This is a genomic window from Vibrio makurazakiensis, assembly GCF_050337375.1.
Classification (GTDB): Bacteria; Pseudomonadota; Gammaproteobacteria; order Enterobacterales; family Vibrionaceae; genus Vibrio; species Vibrio makurazakiensis.
Window position 1 is genome coordinate 1 of the sequence record NZ_JAKJSW010000315.1, and the last position, 3,535, is coordinate 3,535.

General features: G+C 41.8%; 4 protein-coding genes. All 4 read right to left on the reverse strand.

The window, feature by feature from the left end:
- Positions 1-322 precede the first annotated feature (322 nt).
- The gene (locus tag L4C33_RS20635; protein WP_428814269.1) at positions 323-955 is read right to left on the reverse strand and encodes a bifunctional 4-hydroxy-2-oxoglutarate aldolase/2-dehydro-3-deoxy-phosphogluconate aldolase; all 633 of its coding nucleotides are present in this window, start codon (positions 953-955) and stop codon (positions 323-325) included.
- Positions 956-980: 25 nt separating this feature from the next.
- Positions 981-1,904 carry a 2-dehydro-3-deoxygluconokinase gene (kdgK, locus tag L4C33_RS20640; RefSeq protein WP_428814270.1) on the reverse strand — a complete coding sequence of 308 codons (924 nt, stop codon included), beginning with the start codon at positions 1,902-1,904 and terminating at the stop codon, positions 981-983.
- Between the two features lie 135 nt (positions 1,905-2,039).
- The gene (gene uxuA / locus L4C33_RS20645) at positions 2,040-3,113 is read right to left on the reverse strand and encodes a mannonate dehydratase (protein ID WP_428814271.1); all 1,074 of its coding nucleotides are present in this window, start codon (positions 3,111-3,113) and stop codon (positions 2,040-2,042) included.
- A gap of 213 nt (positions 3,114-3,326) precedes the next feature.
- The coding region (locus L4C33_RS20650) for an alpha-hydroxy-acid oxidizing protein (protein WP_428814272.1) at positions 3,327-3,535 on the reverse strand (209 nt) is incomplete at its 5' end.

Genomic DNA, 3,535 nt, shown 5'->3' on the forward strand with positions numbered 1-3,535 from the left:
TTTAATCACAGGGGGTTAGTATCCTTCCTTCGCGGCTTTCATCGGCAAGTTCCTATATTGCTACTAGGATCATCCATTTATGGTTCAGTATAGCTACGCTAAAAAGTAATTCACAGTATCAATTTTGAATTGAGAATCAGATTTTGAAACACAAAAAAGCCCGCTAATTTCTTAGCGGGCGTTTCAATGGTGGAAACAGGAATGATTTACAAAACTAACTAGCAGTACTGGTGAGTCATTCTATTGAGTCACTGCTAAGTATAAGAGTGCGAATTTCCTCTATGACAAAGGTGAGCTTCATAATATGGCGTTAACCCTATTACTATTTCTCTGCGCTCACATGCGCTACAGCATCTCGAACTAGAGCACCTAATTCATCCCACTTACCTTCATCCATCAGTTTAGTCGGAACCATCCAAGTACCGCCACACGCTAATACTGATGATAAAGATAAATACTCATCCACATTCTTCAGACTCACACCACCAGTTGGCATAAAGTTCACTGGATAAACGGCTGTTAGTGCCTTTAGCATACCAACGCCACCAGAGGCCTCTGCAGGAAAGAATTTTAGTGTGCGTAATCCCATTTCCATCGCTTGCTCCACTAGGCTTGGGTTGTTGACACCAGGAACAATCGCGACACCTTTATCAATACAATATTGTACGGTGCGGGGGTTGAAACCAGGGCTTACGATGAAATCTACGCCCGCTTCGATAGAGGCATCAACCTGCTCATTAGTCAGTACCGTCCCAGAACCAATTAACATATCAGGGAATTCTTTACGCATTATGCGTATCGCCTCAATAGCACATTCCGTACGAAGGGTAATTTCGGCACAGGGCATACCATTTTCAACCAGTGCACGACCTAGAGGAATTGCATCTTCAACTTTGTTGATTGCAATAACAGGAATAACTTTTAGGTTTGCTAAATGTTCATTTAACGTAGTCATTAGGACTCTCTCTTCGTTGAATAGGTTATAAATACAAATCTGGCATTGCATGTCTTGGGATGATTGCGCCTTTATGTTGAATGACGGTGCTGGCTACAATGTGCCCAGCTTCCGCTGATTGTGTTGCACTGCCGCCACAAAGGCGCTTAGCGAGGAAGCCTGCGCTGAATGAATCCCCTGCAGCTGTGGTATCCACCACGTTTTTGACCTTATTCGCAGCAACTGAAGAACGAGTTTCACCGCCATAAACAAGGCAATCTTTACTGCCTCGTTTAACGATAATTTCAGAAACACCAGCACCTTTTGTTCGTGCGATACATTGCTCAACATCCCCATCACCGTATAAGGCTTCTTCATCATCAAAGGTAAGCAAGGCTGTGTCGGTGTAAGACAGCATCTTTAAATACACTTTCTGTGCTTCACTACTGTCCTGCCATAACTTGGGACGATAGTTGTTATCGAAGAAAACTTGACCAGCAAAACTACCCAAAAGCTCAAATAGCATTTCTCGGCTGTTCTCGGTCAAAATAGCGAGCGTAATACCGCTAAGGTAAATCGCATCAAATTGCTCTAGTTTAGCTAACATTTCATGCGCGTAATCTTGATCAAACATGAACTTTGCAGACGCCTCATTACGCCAATAATAGAAGCTACGCTCACCCGTTGAATCGGTTTCAATGTGATAGATTCCCGGCTGCTTGCCCGGAATTTGATGAATCAGAGAAGTATCAACCCCCTCCTCTTCCCAAGCGTCTAGCATTGCTTGACTGTAAGGGTCTTCACCCAATGCCGTCACATAGGTGGTTTCGATATCCTGAGCTTTGCACAGGCGAGAGAGATAAAGCGCTGTATTTAGCGTGTCTCCGCCGAATGACTGCTGCAGCGCCCCATTTTTATGCTGTAGCTCAACCATGCATTCGCCAATAATGGCTATTTTTGTTTTTTTCATCTTTAGCCTCAGCAGCGCTGGGAAATTAAATGGTCATCAATAGTTGTGTACGAATGGTAGATCAGCCCGAAGATCACCTAATCGGGCTGAATCCGACTGTTAGCACACGAGTTATTGGTCTAGCTAACTAGCGATTTATTTGCCAGCTTGCTGCGCCTGCAAGTTATCCCATGCACCAAGGATGTACATAATCCCAAGAGCTCGGTCATATAAACCGTAACCAGGACGAGCCCATTTTTCTTCACCCCAAATATGACGACCATGATCTGGTCGTACATAACCTTGATAACCGTGCTTATGAAGCGTTTGGATGACTTTAATCGTATCGACGGAGCCATCACACGCTCGATGAGAGGACTCGATAAAGTCACCGTTCTCAAATCTTTTGACATTACGTATATGTATAAAATGAATTCGCTCATGAACTTCATCGATAATATCTGGAATATCGTTATTGCTCGAACCAAGTGATCCGGTACATAAACTTAAGCCGTTAWATGGGCTATCGACCAAGTTTAAAAACCTTAGAATATTCTCTTTATTAATAATAATTCTAGGTAACCCAAAGATAGGGAATGCGGGGTCATCAGGGTGGATCCCCATTTTAATATCGTATTCTTCACAAACAGGGATAACTTTTTCTAAGAAATACTGAAGATTGCCCCAAAGGTCTTCAGCTGTAAAACCTTTGTACTTCTCAAACGTTTCTTTTAATTGGGAAAGTCGTTCTGGTTCCCACCCTGGCATTGTTACAGATACGTTCTTTGATAATTTTTCGATAAGCTCAATAGGCTCAATGTCACTGATTTTACTCTTTTCGAAAAACAGAGCGTTAGAACCGTCTTCCAATTCTTTATACAGCTCGGTTCTGGTCCAATCAAACACAGGCATAAAGTTATAGCAGACAACTTTCACCCCAACTTTGGCTAGTCTTTTTAAGGTTTCAATATAGTTATCAATATACTTATCTCTTGACGGAAGACCGAGTTTAATGTCTTCATGAACATTAACACTTTCAACGACATCAATATGAAAACCTGCGTTCTCTATTATTTCTTTTTCGGCGAGAATACGCTCTTCACTCCAAACCTCTCCAGCAGGCATGTCATGTAATGACCAAACAATGCCTTCTACACCCGGAATCTGTTTAATAAAAGGTAAACTTACCTCATCATTCCCCTCGCCATACCAACGAAATGACATCTTCATATTTATCTCCCAAAAAGTTTTTAATTATTTAATAAATCGGACGAATAAAAGTTTAGAGTCTTGATGCAATATTAATTGAGATAATATCGATTCAACTCTATAGACATAATCCATATGCCCATCCAATAAATATTTTTATTACAGAAACGTACCAACCTAGTTATTCGATAACGAGCAACTATTTACCAAAGTTAAATGAGCTTTTATTTATATCTAGTTTGCGAGGAACTCTGACAAATCAGCGGGTTTCTCACACCTAATTTGTTCCATCACTTGAGTCAGTTGCTGCATTAACACTTCGATTGCATGCTCTCCACCGTCCTTACCCAATGACGACACGGCGTACATAAAAAAGCGCCCCAAAAATGCAAATTGGGCACCGGATGCTAAGGAAGTGGCAATATCCACTCCCGATCGGATAC